This is a genomic window from Desulforhabdus sp. TSK (assembly GCF_022836495.1).
In the GTDB taxonomy this organism is placed as follows: Bacteria; Desulfobacterota; Syntrophobacteria; order Syntrophobacterales; family Syntrophobacteraceae; genus Desulforhabdus.
On sequence record NZ_BQXM01000006.1, the window covers coordinates 55,617 to 71,179 of the forward strand.

General features: G+C 57.1%; 17 protein-coding genes. 8 read left to right on the forward strand and 9 right to left on the reverse strand.

From position 1 onward, the window contains the following. Positions 1–187 precede the first annotated feature (187 nt). Both MWC30_RS05305 and MWC30_RS05310 read left to right on the forward strand, forming a co-directional pair. A complete protein-coding gene (locus MWC30_RS05305; RefSeq protein WP_244083118.1) occupies positions 188–649 on the forward strand; it encodes an NfeD family protein in 462 nt (153 codons plus the stop codon). Positions 650–709: 60 nt separating this feature from the next. Further along, positions 710–1,561, forward strand: coding sequence for an SPFH domain-containing protein (locus MWC30_RS05310; RefSeq protein WP_244083119.1), 852 nt, complete (start codon positions 710–712; stop codon positions 1,559–1,561). Between the two features lie 54 nt (positions 1,562–1,615). On the opposite strand, the gene MWC30_RS05315 is transcribed toward MWC30_RS05310, so the two are convergent. From MWC30_RS05315 to acsA, 6 genes are all read right to left on the reverse strand, one after another. After that, a complete protein-coding gene (locus MWC30_RS05315; RefSeq protein ID WP_244083120.1) occupies positions 1,616–1,984 on the reverse strand; it encodes a carboxymuconolactone decarboxylase family protein in 369 nt (122 codons plus the stop codon). A 121-nt stretch (positions 1,985–2,105) separates the two neighbouring features. Continuing rightward, positions 2,106–2,375 carry an acyl carrier protein gene (locus MWC30_RS05320; RefSeq protein WP_244083121.1) on the reverse strand — a complete coding sequence of 90 codons (270 nt, stop codon included), beginning with the start codon at positions 2,373–2,375 and terminating at the stop codon, positions 2,106–2,108. Further along, positions 2,372–3,703: a dihydrolipoamide acetyltransferase family protein gene (locus MWC30_RS05325; RefSeq protein WP_244083122.1), complete on the reverse strand. Its 1,332-nt coding sequence runs from the start codon at positions 3,701–3,703 to the stop codon at positions 2,372–2,374. Before MWC30_RS05325 ends, MWC30_RS05320 begins: the two co-directional genes overlap by 4 nt. Continuing rightward, positions 3,696–4,700, reverse strand: coding sequence for an alpha-ketoacid dehydrogenase subunit beta (locus MWC30_RS05330; protein WP_244083123.1), 1,005 nt, complete (start codon positions 4,698–4,700; stop codon positions 3,696–3,698). Before MWC30_RS05330 ends, MWC30_RS05325 begins: the two co-directional genes overlap by 8 nt. Next, positions 4,697–5,704, reverse strand: a complete 1,008-nt coding sequence (gene pdhA, locus MWC30_RS05335; RefSeq protein ID WP_244083124.1) for a pyruvate dehydrogenase (acetyl-transferring) E1 component subunit alpha — start codon at positions 5,702–5,704, stop codon at positions 4,697–4,699. The genes MWC30_RS05330 and pdhA overlap by 4 nt, the downstream gene beginning before the upstream one ends. Beyond that, entirely contained in the window at positions 5,701–7,461 is a 1,761-nt protein-coding gene (gene acsA / locus MWC30_RS05340) for an acetate--CoA ligase (RefSeq protein WP_244083125.1), read from the reverse strand. Before acsA ends, pdhA begins: the two co-directional genes overlap by 4 nt. A gap of 900 nt (positions 7,462–8,361) precedes the next feature. Between acsA and MWC30_RS05345 the strand changes: the two genes are divergently transcribed. The 6 genes from MWC30_RS05345 to MWC30_RS05370 all read left to right on the forward strand — a co-directional run bounded on the left by MWC30_RS05345 (position 8,362) and on the right by MWC30_RS05370 (position 12,440). Further along, a complete protein-coding gene (locus MWC30_RS05345; RefSeq protein ID WP_244083206.1) occupies positions 8,362–9,513 on the forward strand; it encodes a site-specific integrase in 1,152 nt (383 codons plus the stop codon). Further along, complete coding sequence (locus MWC30_RS05350; RefSeq protein WP_244083126.1) at positions 9,510–9,752, forward strand: type II toxin-antitoxin system HicA family toxin; 243 nt, start codon at positions 9,510–9,512, stop codon at positions 9,750–9,752. Before MWC30_RS05345 ends, MWC30_RS05350 begins: the two co-directional genes overlap by 4 nt. Further along, complete coding sequence (locus MWC30_RS05355; RefSeq protein ID WP_244083127.1) at positions 9,745–9,954, forward strand: type II toxin-antitoxin system HicB family antitoxin; 210 nt, start codon at positions 9,745–9,747, stop codon at positions 9,952–9,954. The genes MWC30_RS05350 and MWC30_RS05355 overlap by 8 nt, the downstream gene beginning before the upstream one ends. 412 nt (positions 9,955–10,366) lie before the next feature. Further along, entirely contained in the window at positions 10,367–11,527 is a 1,161-nt protein-coding gene (locus tag MWC30_RS05360; protein WP_244083128.1) for a DEAD/DEAH box helicase, read from the forward strand. Between the two features lie 218 nt (positions 11,528–11,745). Continuing rightward, positions 11,746–12,195 carry a DUF5681 domain-containing protein gene (locus MWC30_RS05365; protein ID WP_244083129.1) on the forward strand — a complete coding sequence of 150 codons (450 nt, stop codon included), beginning with the start codon at positions 11,746–11,748 and terminating at the stop codon, positions 12,193–12,195. Then, positions 12,192–12,440, forward strand: coding sequence for a hypothetical protein (locus MWC30_RS05370; RefSeq protein ID WP_244083130.1), 249 nt, complete (start codon positions 12,192–12,194; stop codon positions 12,438–12,440). The genes MWC30_RS05365 and MWC30_RS05370 overlap by 4 nt, the downstream gene beginning before the upstream one ends. A gap of 453 nt (positions 12,441–12,893) precedes the next feature. Here the strand turns inward: MWC30_RS05370 and MWC30_RS05375 are convergent, their stop codons facing one another. The 3 genes from MWC30_RS05375 to arsB form a co-directional block, all read right to left on the reverse strand. Then, positions 12,894–13,601: a cytochrome c biogenesis CcdA family protein gene (locus MWC30_RS05375; protein WP_244083131.1), complete on the reverse strand. Its 708-nt coding sequence runs from the start codon at positions 13,599–13,601 to the stop codon at positions 12,894–12,896. Positions 13,602–13,656: 55 nt separating this feature from the next. Further along, a complete protein-coding gene (locus MWC30_RS05380) occupies positions 13,657–14,010 on the reverse strand; it encodes a thioredoxin family protein (RefSeq protein ID WP_368860808.1) in 354 nt (117 codons plus the stop codon). Between the two features lie 275 nt (positions 14,011–14,285). After that, a complete protein-coding gene (arsB, locus tag MWC30_RS05385) occupies positions 14,286–15,494 on the reverse strand; it encodes an ACR3 family arsenite efflux transporter (RefSeq protein ID WP_244083133.1) in 1,209 nt (402 codons plus the stop codon). Positions 15,495–15,563: the final 69 nt, after the last annotated feature.

The following is a 15,563-nucleotide window of genomic DNA, read 5'->3' on the forward strand; positions in this document are numbered from 1 at the left end:
TGACGAGGTTCATGTCTTCCAATCCGATGACTTCGTTTGTTGTAGGAGCGGCATCCTGCCGCGACGGCGAGTTGTTCGCGGCAGGATGCCGCTCCTACAAAAACCAAGCTTTCAACCCTCAGCAGGTATAGAGAGCATGGGACGAGCTCCTTGTCAATGAGGCCTTCCACAGGGGAGAAAATATTCCATGGGTTTTCATCTGCTTTACTGGCACTGGCTGGTGTTTGGAATGATCCTGATCCTGGCGGAGCTGTTCATTCCGAGCTTCACGATTTTCTGGTTCGGCCTGGGTGCGGTGCTCCTGAGCGGCCTGCTCTGGCTGTTGCCGGACCTTGCCCTGAGCTGGCAGTTGTTCTTCTGGGCCATCGCCTCGAGCTTTTTTACGGTCGCCTGGTTCAAGTTTTTCAGGCCCCTCATGGCCGATCGCACGAAGGCGGGGATTTCCAGGGAGGCTGTCCTGGGGGAAATCGGGCAGGTCATCAAGGTCCCCGAAGAGGGCCACAGAGGGCTCGTACGCTTTACGATGCCCATTCTGGGGGACGACGAGTGGCCCTTCATCTGTGAAATGAAAGTCAGTCTGGGTGAACGTGTGGTGGTCCGGGATGTTTCGGGAAACACGCTCATCGTTGAAAAAAAGACATCGCATTGAATCGGTGAATCATCCAGCAACGCATGGGACATTGAACACTGAAGAGGAGAGGAGACATTAATGCCCGGATTAGCAGTCGCGACGGTTTTCTTTGTACTGGTTCTGGTCACCATCGTTCTGGGCGTGAGAATTGTTCCCCAGGGGAGCAAACAGGTGGTCCAGAGACTGGGAAAATATCACAAGACCCTGGGTCCTGGACTGAATCTCATCGTTCCTTACATCGATACAGTCGCCTACAAAATCACCAGCAAGGACATTGTCCTGGACATCCCGTCCCAGGAGGTCATCACCCGGGACAATGCCGTCATCATCGTCAATGCGGTGGCCTATATCAACATCATCTCCCCGGAAAAGGCCGTGTACGGCGTGGAGGATTATCGCATCGCCATCCAAAACCTGGTGCAGACTTCCCTGCGCTCCATCGTGGGAGAAATGGACCTGGACGACGCCCTTTCATCACGCGACATGATCAAGGCGCGACTGAAGTCCGCCATCTCCGATGACATCGCCGACTGGGGTATTACTCTCAAGACGGTGGAAATCCAGGACATCAACCCTTCCGAAACCATGCAGAGAGCCATGGAGGAGCAGGCTGCCGCGGAACGCCAGCGCCGGGCGACCGTCACGCGGGCGGAGGGAGAGAAAACAGCTGCCATTTTAGAAGCGGAGGGGCGCTTTGAAGCCTCGAAGCGTGACGCCCAGGCAAAAGTCGTCCTGGCCGAAGCCAATCAATTGGCCATTCGAAAGATCACCGAAGCCATTGCCGACAAGGACTTGCCCGTCATGTTTCTGCTGGGGGAGCGCTACATCGAAGCGGTCAAGAGCCTGTCGACCTCTCAGAATTCCAAGATCGTTCTGCTCCCAGCCGACATTCCTGCCGCCGTGAAAGGGATCGTGAGCGCCCTCAAATGAGCTTTACGAACGCCGCAGTCTCTGGTTGGCAGCAACAACAGGAGTCTCGTTTCCCTATTCACGATTTTGTGAAGGCAGTCCGGCCGCTTCAAATTGGTCCAGCGCTTCCAGGGCTTCGCAGCCGTAAACGACAGCGGGCCCCCCGCCCATGAGAATGGCGATGCCGATGGTCTCCAGGATCTCCTGCTTTGTGGCGCCGGCTCGAAGGGCGTCGTGCACGTGATAGGCGATGCATCCGTCACATCGAACCGTAATGCCGATCCCCAGGGCGATGAGCTGCTTGGTTTTGGTGCTGAGAACGCCCGCAGCCGTCGCCGCGCCATTGAGCTGGGCAAAAGCCGACATGGGACCGCGCAGCTCTTTTGCCAGCTTGGCCGTCAGAGCCTGCAGGCGTTCGTGGTACCGGGGGTAGTCCTCATGCATCTTGGGTCTCCTTTCAACCATTCAACCCACCCGGGCGAACAATGTTGTTAACCTAACCCATTTGCGTCATTCCGGCGAAAGCCGGAATCCAGGAAAATGAAGACTTTCTGGACCCCGGTTTTCACCGGGGTGACGTTGAGTCAACAACATTGACCCGGGAAGCGAGGTAGCGGACAATCTCCGAAAGGGTGTTGAGCTCCCCGTAATCCGCCTCGGGTATGTTGACTCCGAGCTGCTCGTGGATGCGGATGAAAAAATTCAGGGCATCGAAGGAATCGATATCGAGGGCTCTGCGCAGGTTTTCGTCCGGTGCCAGGGAGCTTGGTTCCGATTCTGGGGCGATGCCTTTGAGGATCTTGAATACAACCTGCTGGATCTGTTCTTCGTTCATAGCTTCGAGGGCTCCTGGAGGTAGCGGTTCATGGCATCGAGGAACTGGGCGCCCCGATGGCCGTCCGTGGCGCGATGATCTGCCGCGAGTGTCGCCGTCAGGACCGGGCGAACGGCCAGCATGCCGTTCTCGGCCCAGGGTTGCTCCATCGTTTTGCCGAATCCCACCAGCGCCACCTGGGGCGGGTAGATGACCCCGTAGACCGTCTCGACACCAAGGTCGCCCAAACTGGTAATCGTGACGGTGGCGTCCGTCAGCTCCGAACTGCGCAATCCCCCGGACCGGGCTCGCGTCACGAGGTCCCGCAGCGCTTCCATGAGCTCGTCCACGCTCTTCAAATCCGCGTTCAGAATCGCCGGCGTGATGAGGCCACCCTGCCTCAGAGCGATGGCAAAGCCGATGTGGATCGCTTCCTGGGGCTGGTGGCGATCGTCGATCCAGTAACCGTTGAGCTCGGGAACCTCTGTCAGGGCCATGGCCACCGCCTTGATGAGGGGGACGACGGGCAGTATGCGGTCCTTGATGGAGCGCTTCTGGTTTTCCGATTCGAGCCAGCGCAGGGTGCGGCTCATATCGATGCGGGTCTGCAGGTAATAGTGGGGGATTTCCCGGTTGGAGCGTGCCATGGCCGCCGCAATGGCACGGCGCATGGCAGCCTGGTAGTCCTTGACGGCTGGCTTTTCCGCCGTCGGGGAAACCGGTGGAGGAGGAGCTTTTTCCCTCGGCGCAATGGGAGGCTTTTCTTCCAAAGGGGCTGGTGGGGCTTCCACCGGCGGGCCCGCTGGGGCGATCCCGGCCGCGCTTTCGACATCCGCCGCCCGGATGGCGCCGGCAGGACCCGTTCCCTTAAGCACGCTCAAATCGATGGAACGTTCCGCAGCCAGCCTGCGCGCATAAGGAGAGACTTTGATGCGCCCGGCCGTAGGCGGAGCTGCGGGTGCCGCTGCAGCCGCTGGAGCCTCCCCTGGGGGAATGCGCTTTTCCGGGGTAGCCCTGCCTGCCATTTCCTCCATCGTTTCAATAACGCCCCCTGCCGGAAGGGCCGCCTCGGCAGCGGCCTTCGCTCCTTTGGCAGTCACAACTCCCGCTTCGCCTTCCGTTCGAATGATGGCCAGGACAGTCCCGACTGGGACCTTCTCTCCCGGCTGGACGAGGATTTCCTCGACGATGCCCTCCTCGAACACCTCGATTTCGATGGCGGCCTTATCCGTATCCACGACGGCGATGATATCTCTTCGCCTGACACGGTCGCCGGGCTTGACCCGCCATTCGAGGAGCGTGCCTTCCTGCATATCCGAGCCCAGACTGGGCATGCGAAATTCAGCCATCGGCTTTCACCATCTTTCTCGCGAGATCCACGATCTTATCCACCTGGGGCAGGGCCGCCTCTTCCAGGTGCTTCGCATACGGCATGGGCACTTCCGCACTGCAGAGGCGTTCCACGGGGGCATCCAGTTCGTAGAAGGCGCCCTCCATGATGCGCGCGCTGATCTCGGCGGCGAGGCTCCCCGTGCGCCATCCCTCATCCACGACGAGCGCCCGGTGGGTTTTGGCCACGGAATCCAGGAAGGTTTTTTCATCCAGGGGGCGCAAGCTACGCAGGTCGATGACCTCCGCCTCGATCCCTTCCCTCGAAAGAATTTCCGCCGCATCCAGAGATTTGAACAGGCTCGCCGAATAACTGATGAGGGTGATGTCTTTTCCCTCTCTCCGCACACGGGCCCGGTCGATGTCCACGGCCCCGGCGCCGGCGGGGAGCATCCCTTCCATGTTGTAAAGTCCACTGTTTTCAAAGATGAGCACCGGGTCCGGATCTTCCAGGGCCGTCCAGAGCATGCCGCGTGCGTCTTCGACGGTTGCCGGGCTCAGCACCTTGATCCCGGGGATGTGGGCGAACCACCCTTCGAGGGATCGGGAGTGCTGGGCACCTACCTGCCGGCCGCCGCCCGTCGCCGAACGGATGACGAGGGGAACATTGAAGAGCCCACCGGACATGTGAAGATAAACGGCGGCGTTGTTGATGATCTGGTCGGCGGCGAGGAGGCTGAAGTTGACCGTCATGATCTCCACGATGGGTCGCATTCCGCCGAGAGCCGCCCCGATGCCCGCCCCCACGAAGCCGGATTCCGACAGAGGCGTGTCGCGGATCCGTTCGGGGCCGAACTCCTCCAGCAGCCCTTTGCTGACGGCAAAGCAGCCACCATAATGGCCCACGTCCTCCCCCATGAGAAAAACCCTCGTGTCCTTTTGCATGGCCTCCCGGATGGCTTCGCGCACCGCTTCACGGTAGGTGACCTTTCGCAGAGTCTCAACGCCGTTGGTCATGACATCCTCCGTTCCGAATAGACAAAGCGCGTCAGATCTTCGACGGGCTCCCAGGTGCACGCCTCGGCAAAAGCGACGGCTTCTCTGATTTCGCCTTCGACATCGCGCTCGATCTTTTCCAGGTCGGCCTCACTCAGGAGCCCCCGGCTCTTCAAGGTCTGCGTGAACGTCTCAATGGGGCAGCGCTTTTTCCATTCCTCGACTTCCGCCTTCGTGCGGTAGAGCTCGGCGTCGAACATGGAATGCGCTCGAAAGCGGTACGTGCGGCATTCCAGGAAATGAGGCCCTTCACCGGCTCGAACGGCTTCGACCGCCTGCTTTGCGGCGGCTTCCACCGCCAGCACATCCATCCCGTCCACGGCATGGGAAGGTATGTCGTAGCTTGCCGCCTTCCGGGCAAGATCCATGACGGCCTGAGTGTATTTCAGGGCGGTTCCCATGGCGTAGAGGTTGTTTTCACAGACGAACAGCACCGGCAGCTTCCAGAGGGAAGCCAGGTTCAGGCTTTCATGGAATTCGCCTTCGGCGACGGCCCCGTCTCCAAAAAAGCAGCAGGTGACGTTCGGCCTGTTCTGCATTTTGTCCGCCAGAGCCAGGCCGACGGCGATGGGGAGTCCGCCGCCCACGATGGCATTGCCCCCGTAAAAGTGCGTCTTGTCGTCGAACAGGTGCATGGAGCCTCCTCGACCTCGGCTGCAGCCTTCCTGTTTCCCGTACATCTCCGCCAGAATGCATCCCGCGGAGACGCCCCGGATGAGGGCATGGCCGTGCTCCCGGTACGTCGCCACAACGGCGTCGTCTCGAGTCAACGCCTCCAGCACGCCGACGGCCACTGCCTCCTCGCCGTCATAGAGATGCAGGAAGCCCCGAATCTTCATGGCGGAGTAAAGCTCGGCGCACTTGTCCTCCAGGCGCCGGATGCGGATCATGGAGCGCAGCAGGTACAATGCGTGATCGCGATCCAGGGCCGCAGCCTTTGTTTTCCTGGTGCTCTTGGTTTTCATTCGCTTTTCTCCAGTGTCGACAGGTCACCTTCGGGCAGGCCCAGCTCGCGGGCCTTCAGCAGGCGACGCATGATCTTGCCCGCCTTGTTCTTGGGCAGGCTGGGCTGAAAATCGATCTCCTTCGGGGCCACCGCCGACCCCAGCTTCTTGCGGGCAAAGCCGATGAGCTCCAGGCGAAGCTCCTCGCTGGGGCTGATTCCCGGCTTGAGGGCGACGAACGCTTTCACGATTTCCCCGATGAGGGGGTCCGGCTTCCCGATGACCCCCGCCTCGGCCACGGCGGGGTGCTCCATGAGCGTGCTCTCCACTTCGAAGGGGCCCACCATGTGGCCCGACGTCTTGATGATGTCGTCGGCGCGCCCCACGAACCAGAAGTAGCCGTCGGCGTCCCGTTTGGCCAGATCTCCCGTCAGGTACCACCCTCCCACGAAGCATTTGCGGTAGCGCTCCTCGTCATGCAGATAGCCCCGAAACATGGACGGCCAGCCGGGCCGCAGCGCCAGGTCTCCCTGTATGTCCGGTTCATTGACGACTTCGACGGAATCCTTGTCCATCCGGTGGACAATGGCGGCCTCGATTCCGGGGAGAGGGCGCCCCATGGAGCCGGGTCGGATCTCCATGGCGGGAAAATTGGCGATCATGATGCCCCCTGTTTCCGTCTGCCACCAGTTGTCGTGGATGGGAAGCCCCAGGGCCTTCTGCCCCCAGACGACTCCCTCGGGGTTGAGGGGCTCCCCGACGCTGTGAATGACGCGCAGACGGCTGAGATCATGCTCTCGGATCGGCTCGATCCCCAGGCGCATGAACCTGCGGATGGCCGTGGGCGCCGTATACCAGACGGTCACCTTCTGTTCTTCCAGGATGCGGCACCAGCGCCCGGCGTCGAAATCGGCCTCGTCGACGAGGTTGGTGATGCCGTGGACCCAGGGCGCGATGATGCCATAGGACGTTCCCGTGACCCAACCGGGGTCCGCCGTGCACCAGAAGACGTCGTCCGGGTGAAAATCCATGACGTATTTGCCCGTCATGTAATGGATGAGGACAGCCTGGTGGACATGGATCGCGCCCTTGGGCATCCCCGTGGTGCCGCTCGTGAAGTGGAGGGCGGCCACATCCTCCGGGTTGGTGGGAGGGATCGTGAAGGTCTCCGAGGATTCGGCCATGAGGCGGGGAAGCGACAGCAGACCGTTTCCCGGGTGATCCGCGGCATCGATCAGGAGTATGTGGGTTAGGCTTGGCAGCGTCTCCCTAAGCTGACTTACCTTCACCTTATACTGCCGTTCCGTGGTGACCAGGACTTTTGCATCCCCCCGGCTGAGGCGCTGATAGACGGGCTCAGGACCGAAGGCGGAAAAGAGGGGACAGAAGACGCTCGTGTTTTTGAAAATCCCCAGGGCGGCGATATAAAGCTCCGGGATGCGGTCTGCCAGAACGGCGACCGTGTCCCCCTTCCCCAAGCCGAGCACCCGGAGAATATTGGCAAAACGGTTACTCTCTTTTTTCAGGTCCCCATAGGTGAAATTCCGAGCTGAGCCATCGCTGCTGAGCCATCGCAGGGCGATGTGATCGTGGAGCCCGCCCTGCGCGTGCCGATCGATGGCCTCGTGAGCGATATTGAGTCCTCTTCCCCCGGGAAGGCCGTCCAGTTCACGGCGAATCTCCTCCCACGAGAAGCCGGCGACCGTCTCATCGTAATCCAGGAGGTTCGGCCGTACCTTCCACGATTCCGGATGCTTCTGAATGGGTGTCCACTGCAAGGCCACACCTCGCATCAAGTTGTTGGAAAATCTGGGACTGTATTGTCATCGTTGGTCGTTTAAGAATTATAACTTCGAATCCTAATAATTCGCAACTACCAATAAGATATTCTTTTCATGGAGAGAATCAACCCTCCCTGACAGATTCCCTCACGTCTCCTCATGAAAGATGGAAGCCACGCCATCGAAGTTCTCCAAGCTCTGAAAGATTTGGGTGTTTCTTTTAGCATTTGTGATTCTGGAAGGTTATAGTCGAGTCCAGCAGTCTCAGGGAATTCCCTCTGACAGGTCAGAGATCCGAAATTCCTTTATTTGTTGCATCCATTCTCAGGTGGATGACAAAGTGAGGACTACCAGGGGCACTGCCGTGGTGTAGAGGATGAACGTCAAGGTTGGCGCAGAGGGTGTTGAGTTAAATGACCGGTTATTCTGAAGAACAGACAGAGTCAGGAGGGTTTTATATTTCTGGAACGTCTGCCCCCGGCAACGCAAAAGCCTTCTTGAGATTTGATAACACGGAAAGGGCCTTGGTGCGGCGATATTCCGTAGACGTTTCAGCACCAGGGAGTCATCTGGTGCGAGGTAGCCTGCACCGGAAATTAAGACTACAGAGTAAAAACAACAAGGGCTCAGGATGTTTCCTGAGCCCTTTCTTTTCCTGGTAGCGGGGAGAGGATTCGAACCTCTGACCTTCGGGTTATGAGCCCGAAGGGTTGCTTTTACTCTCATTTACCACTGCTTACAAAGCTTAGTAAAATTACAGTATTTTCAGGTTTGACATTTCCTTGACTTTACCTTGAATTATCCTGAAATATGCTCTGGATGTGGGGAATAGTGTGGGGAATGAATCCCTTCGGGTTGCGCTTCAAATCGAGGGAAAGGGGTGTCGCAGTGGCCACAATGAAACGAATCCCGACGAAATATCCGGGCGTCTTCTACATCGAAGGCAAGAGCCTCACAGGGAAACCGGAGCAGATTTTTTATATCCGGTACCGCAGAGACGGGAAGATGATCGAGGAAAAGGTGGGAAGACAATTCCAGGATGATATGACCCCGGCAAGAGCGAATGCTGTCAGATGGCTCAGAATCCGCGGCAAAGAACAATCAAACCAGGAACAACGGGAAGTTGAAAAGGCCAGGGAGCAGATATGGACTGTTTCCCGCTTGTGGGAAGAATACAAAAAGAACAAGCCCTCTCTGAAGGGTATTGTCACAGATGAGAACCGCTTTCAGAAGCATATTGCCCCTATCCTGGGGGCAAGGGAAGCCCACGAGATTGTCCCCCTGGACGTCGATCGTCTTTGGCTGAAAATGCTCAAGACCCACAAACCGGCGACGGTTCGCAATGTCCTTGAGCTTCTGCGAAGGATTATAAATTTTGGTGTCAGCAAACGGATATCCCAGCCAATCGGTTTCACTATCGAGATGCCTGTGGTATCGAATCTCAAAACCGAAGACCTTACGCCGGAAGAATTGACCCGGCTTCTGCAAGCCATCGAGGAGGATTCCAACACCATGGCTGCAGCTCTCATGAAAATGGCCCTTTTTACGGGAATGAGGCGAGGTGAGCTCTTCAGTTTGCAATGGGATCATATTGATTTTTATCGTGGCTTCATCCTGCTTCAAGATCCCAAGGGAGGCGTTGATCAGAGGATCCCCTTGAACGATGCGGCACGGCAGATACTTGAAGGTATTCCACGGGACGGGGAAAGTCCGTTCGTATTCCCTGGACGTAGCGGCCAGCGGCGTGTGGACATCAAGAAGCAGGTGAACCGGATCAAGGAACGGGCCGGGCTCCCGAAGGACTTCAGAGCGCTTCACGGTTTACGCCACGTCTATGCCAGCATGTTGGCATCTTCCGGGGAGGTTGACCTCTACACGCTTCAAAAACTTATGACCCACAAGTCTTTCACAATGACCGCACGATATGCCCACCTTCGGGATGATGCTCTTAAACAGGCTTCGGCACTTGCCGAGCGGCTGGTAAAGACGGCACATGCAGAACCCGGGCAAGTGGTTGCCATGGATGAAGGGAGATCGGCAAAAGGATGAGCGGAAAATGGAAGCGGCATGCCCGAATTCGAAACAACCCTTATGACGTCCGTTTTGAAGATGCCGAGGCATGGCTCATTTCTTTTGGATTCATTGAGCGGGAAGCCAAGGGAAGCCACAAAGTGTTCACCCATCCGCGCTGGGACGGCCGCCTGACAATGCAGAGCCACAAAGGTAAAGCCAAGCCTTACCAAATCAAACAGGCACTCAAAGCCATTGAGGAGATTCACAATGTCTAAGAAGTTTTACCCTGTGACTATTTTTTATAGTGAGGAAGATCAAGGCTTCATTGCAATAGTTCCCGACCTTAAGGGATGTTCGGCCTTCGGGGAGACTCCACAAGAGGCACTCCAGGAAATTCAGGTGGCGATTGACCTGTGGCTCGATGTTGCCCGGCGGGATTCCAAAGCAGCTCCAGAACCATCGCTGATGACGGCATAAAGAAAAACCCTTACGGGGATAGACTGTGGCTGATCAGCATGGGCGACAAGCGGGAAATCCTCGCCTGCTTCTCCGTCGAACAAGAGGACATTTCACTCCTGGAACGCAAGGCGCTACATGCCCCTGAAATGTGGGATCTATTCGAGGGAATGGTTGAGGTCCTCACACGATCCCCCCACTTGTGGCCGAACGTCAAAGCCTACTGCCGGAGGGAACTCCCAGGGAAACTTTTCCAAGAGCTTCAAGCCGAGTATGCCGGGACCAGTTCACCATGCCAGTCCGGTAAATGGAAGTCGCCTCATCCTTCACGGTGCCTTGATTGTTCACTTCAGAAGGGATGTAACCGGGGAGAAAGGGTGATGTGGGGGCTGCTCCAGCGGCATGACTGCCCGGATTTACAGGAGGTAAGCTTATGTTGACCCTCACCGTCCGTTCAAAATGTGAAATTGGACCGATTTCGGGCTTTCAAGAAGATGTGCTGGAAAAGGTCAAATCCCGGTTTACCTTCGAGAACCCAGCATATGAACAAGCCGTGAAGCATGGCCGCTGGGCCGGAAATATCAGCGAGCTCTTGTCCTTCTGCAATATCGAGGGGAGGGCGCTCTCTATCCCACGGGGCGCAACCCGTGCTGTTGTCGAAATCCTTAAACGCCACGGAGTTCCTTTCCAAATCGACGACCAGCGCCGGGAGCTTCCTCTTGTGGACTTCTCCTTTGCAGGGCAGCTCAGACCGTACCAGGAAAGCGCAGTCCGGGCCATGCTCCAAAGAGAGTTCGGGGTGCTTTGCGCGCCGACCGGAAGCGGGAAGACGACCATGGCTCTTTCCATCATAGCGGAGCGGAAGCAGCCGGCGCTTATCATCGTGCATACCCGGGAGCTGGCCGAACAGTGGATTGACCGGATAGAACGCTTTCTCGGGATACCGCGCGAGGAAGTGGGAATGATCGGCGGTGGCAGGCGCACCGTGGGCCGCAGGATCAGCGTAGGCATGGTGCAAAGCCTCGTGAAGTGTGCCGATTTGTTTGCACCCCTTGTCGGGCACCTGGTTGTGGATGAGTGCCATCACTCCCCGTCAAGGACATTCACGGAGGTTGTGAGTGCGTTTGACGCCAGGTACATGCTCGGGCTTTCGGCTACACCCTACCGGCGGGACGGACTGGGGCGGCTTATCTGGTGGCACCTTGGCGACAACGTTCATGAGGTGGACCAGGCGTCCCTCTTTGGTGGCGGCCACATCCTCAAGCCGGAAGTCATCACCCGAGGGACGGGATACCGGGGCGGGGAGCATGACCCGGCAGAGGAGTGGTCGCGCTTCGTGGGAGAGCTTCCCGAAGATAATGACCGAAACCGGCTTATCTGTGGGGACATTGCCGAAGAGTATCGGGCGGGGGCGACATGCCTTGTCCTTTCCGACGGGGTGGAGCACTGCCGCCGGGTTCAGCGGATGCTTGCCTGCAGGAAGATCGATGCGGTGCTCCTGAACGGGCAGCTCTCCAGGAAAGCGCGCAGCGAAGTCATGAAGGGCATCCTGGAGGGGCGGGAGCGTGCGATCCTCGCCACCTCCTGCTGGTGAAGGGCTCGACATTCCGCACCTTGACGCACTCTTTTTGGCTTCTCCCGTGAAATTCTCGGGACGGTTGACGCAATACGTAGGGCGGGTGCTGAGACCGTCTCCAGGGAAAAAAAGGCCGAGGGTCTACGATTACATCGATCCTCTGCCGGTGCTCGAGTACCAGGCCAGGGCACGGCAAAAAGTTTTTGAAGGTATGGCTGCATGAAAGGAGGTGGCTCATGGAAAAACCTGTAAAAGCAGGACGCAAGCAGGACGGAACGTTTGCACCGGGCTGTTCAGGGAATCCGAGGGGAAAGCGGCCCGGAACAAAGCACAAAGTGACCCTTGCCTGTGAGGAGCTTCTCCGGGGCGAGGCGGAGAGGATAACCCGGGTCGCCATTGACCGCGCGCTTGAAGGGGACACCGTGGCTCTCAAGATCTGCCTGGAGAGATTTTACCCCGTGCCAAAAGACGGCCCGGTCAAACTCTCTTTTCCCCTGGTGGATTCATCATTAGATCTGACGTCGGCAACAGGGAGAATCGTTAAGGCGGCGGCTTCGGGGGAGCTCACACCCTCCCAGGCCGAAAGCATGATGCGGTTGTTTGAAATGCACCTCAAGGTGCTGGGGTTGACGGAGATTGAACGGCGCTTACAAACCCTTGAGCAAAATATGGAGGCAAAAAAATGATGACCAGTACCGAACGACGTATCACACAACTTGAGAAGGCTGCAGGTACAGGCAGCATGGACGAATACCGCAGGGCCGTCATGTGCCTGCTCGAGATCGGCGCCATTGAGGTTCCGGAGGATATCAATGCACTGATCCAACAGTACGCTGCAGAGGGGTGGACGCTGAAGGCCATTCTTGATGAGATCGACGGGACGTCGAGAGGGCTTCCCAGTCCTCACGAGGAAGCAACGCATTGGTTTTAATTTCATCTGGGTACCCCCCCGGCTTTGCGGGGGGGGAGGACTCACAGAGTTTGACATTTGCGGAAGTATACGAAAGCCTCCCAGTCTGTGAATCGCTTAAAGTTTAGGTGCATGGCAACAATTAATCATCCGAAGAAGAGTATGGATTGGTGGACTGAGATCAGTGGCGTACCGTACGAGTGTCCCTTCTTGGATCGTGTCGAATTCACGGAACAAGAGGACAAAAAAGATATTATGGCATGGGAAAACGACTTTGAGCGAAGGAGGTTCCCCTGCAAGAGGTAGCTGTTCCGGTTTCCACTGCCCATGACGGGAGAGGTCCCGGCAACGTTGAAAACACTGGTCACACAACCTCCCGCCAAGCCCGAAGCCATTTACCAACATCAAGCAGGGAGCGACCAGACCGTGCTTCGTAAGATCGGCAGGGGCTTTTGCGTCATAAGCCCCACGGGCCTATGAAACTCCGATAAAAGGACGGACAATGAAGTATAACCCCAGCACAGCAATGGCCGCCCCGGCGCACTTACGAAACCATGCCCCTCCCTCGTGAAAAGAACTGCTGGAGAGGAGCCGTCTCATGGTAGCCGTGGAGCTCCCAGCCACGGCAATGGGAACACAGTGGCCGATTCCGAACAGAACGATAAACAGAAGGCCTGTCAGGACTTTTTGCTGGATGGTGATAATTGCCAGTATAGGGGCGATGAATCCAAAGGTGCACGATCCCGACAGAACCCCGTAGGCCAACCCCAATGAAAAAGCTCCCCAGAGGCCCTTGATCTTGATGCGGCCCATAAGGCTCCCGGACATGGAGCACTTGGATATCCCCATCATGTCAAGGGCCACCCAAAGGAGAATGGCTCCCACCAAAATAGTCCAATACGGTCCCACTTCACCGAGCATCCGCCCGAGGAGCGAACAGACGATACCCACCAGGCCGATGGTGATGAAGAGTCCGATGCTGAACGCTACAGCATAATAGACTGCCTCCTTGGCTTTAACGGCCTTTTCCTGACCCGCGACGTAGCTCACAATAAGCGGGATGGAAGCCATGTGGCAAGGGCTGAGGGCGACGCTCACCACCCCCCAGAGGAAGCACCCCAAAGCGGCAATGGCCGTGCCCCCCATGATCCATGCATTGATGGTCAATAGCGCCTGGTCCATTCTTTCACTCCTCCGACAATTCCAGGGCACATCATCTCATAACAGAGAACAAATTTTACTTCTCGACACCCAGGCTCTCCAGCTTGGCTTCGATACTCTGCTTGTCCAGAAAGCCCTCATGCCGATAGACCTCTTTGCCCTGCTTGTCGTAAAAGATCTGGGTGGGAATCGAGCGGATGCCGAAACGCTGGCCCTGCTCCCGGTTTTCCCATACATCAATGAAGATGATGGCAGCCTTCCCTTTGTATTCCTTTTCAAGCTCTTCCAAGATCGGGGCCATCATCTTGCAGGGAATGCATTTCTTTGCACCGATGTCCACCATTGTCACCATGCCTTTGGCCGGCACCTCGGGAATCCCGGCGGACTCCACCGCCCCGAAGCACATCCCATTCATTGACAGCACGAACATCAGCCCCAGGAATCCCACCACAGACACAAACCCCTTGACTCTTTTCACCAGACTGCCTCCTTTGAATCATTGATGATACCCAGCAATTTCCTAACTGGACATTGCTGAGTTGGTTATGAAATGCGCCATGCAGCTGACCCAATTTTAAACCCAAAATCGATGGAATTTGCCCTCCGTTTGGGGGCAAAATGGTAACCATGGGTTAAGCTTCACCAGTTTCACCCGGCAACCGAGGATCTCTCGTATTGAGATCGTCCAGCACTGGAATGTGGGTGTCAGCGTTTTCCGCTATCCCTCGCACAAATATCGCTCACCTCGGCACGGAGCTTTTCCACCTCTTCCATCAGATGAACCAATGCCTCCCGCACACTCATGCCTTTCAGCCGATCCGTGAACCAATACTGTGTTCTGAGGCAGATCTTCACCAGCATGAGCATTACCGGCACCTCGATGAGGACTCCCACGACAGTGGCAAGGGCCGCCCCGGAGGATAGGCCGAAGAGCATGGTGGCCGTCGCGATAGCCACTTCAAAATGGTTCGATGCGCCGATCATGGCAGCGGGAGCCGCATCCTGATAGGGCAGTTTGATGAGCTTGGCGATAACATAGGTAATGACAAAAATGAGCAGGGTCTGGATCGTCAGAGGGATAGCAATCCACAGGATGGTCAGCGGGTTTTCGATGATGGTCTGGCCTTTGAAGCTGAAGAGCAGCACCAATGTTGCCAGCAGCGCGATAATGGCAACCGGTGTCAGCACATGGAGAAACCTGGTATTGAACCATTGCTCACCCTTGACCCGGATGATCCAACGCCGTGAAAAATACCCGGCCACCAATGGCAGCGCGACGTAAATGGAAATGGAAAGGAGGAGCGCCTCCCAGGGAACGGGCATCTGATTGAGTCCCAGCAGCCACTTGCCGAGCACCCCGTAGAGGACCAGCATGGTGAGGCTGTTGATGGCCACCATGACCAGGGTGAGACCCTGGTTCCCCTTGGAAAGATAGCCCCACATCAGGACCATGGCCGTACACGGCGCGATGCCCAGCAGGATCATGCCGGAAATGTACGATCGATACAGAGGCACCTGGGTTCCGTCTTTGAGCACATCCACGCCGGGCAAGAGGTCCCTGAAAAAGTACCCCACGAAGAGCATGGCAATGCCCAGCATGGTGAAGGGCTTGATGCCCCAGTTCACGATGAGCGTGAGAAGGACCGGCTTGGGCGTGCGTCCGGCTCGGAGCACTTCGGCAAAATCGATTTTCACCATGATGGGGTACATCATGAAGAAGAGTGCAATGGCAATGGGAATGGACACGACCGGGGCCTCGTCCACGTAGATGGCCATCCGATCCAGCCGGTTGGCAAGCTCCGGCGCCAACTTGCCGAGCAAAATGCCCCCGACGATGCATAGCGCCACCCACAGAGTCAGGTATTTTTCAAAAACATTCAGTTGTTTATCTTCAGTTTTCTTGGAGGGCTTCATACACCTTTTTTCTCCTCTTATTATTCTGTGATGAGGGCTTTGGGTGGTGACTATCCCCGCGGCCAGAAG